General features: G+C 39.8%; 1 protein-coding gene. It reads right to left on the minus strand.

From position 1 onward, the window contains the following. Positions 1–13 precede the first annotated feature (13 nt). Positions 14–254: hypothetical protein (locus tag R0J87_RS22530; protein ID WP_498889112.1), on the minus strand; the 241-nt coding region annotated here is incomplete at its 5' end.

The following is a 254-nucleotide window of genomic DNA, read 5'->3' on the forward strand; positions in this document are numbered from 1 at the left end:
CGGACGTCGACATTTAACTCCTTAAACCTAGATTCCTTGCAGAAGAATTTGTGATAGCACCTAAATCTAAGTTACACACCTCTTTAACGAGGAAGTATTTAGAACGCCCTGGCGAAACTTCCGGGTTGGGGTCAATAACTCTAAGAATTGGGCAAACTTGATTAGAATTATAGATGTGAAGTATTGTTTCCCTGTTCTCTCGGTCGGTTGCTATAAAATGGGTAAGGTTTGATTCACAATGAACTATTACATCG

It is taken from the genome of Halomonas sp. SIMBA_159 (assembly GCF_046536035.1).
In the GTDB taxonomy this organism is placed as follows: Bacteria; Pseudomonadota; Gammaproteobacteria; order Pseudomonadales; family Halomonadaceae; genus Vreelandella; species Vreelandella venusta_A.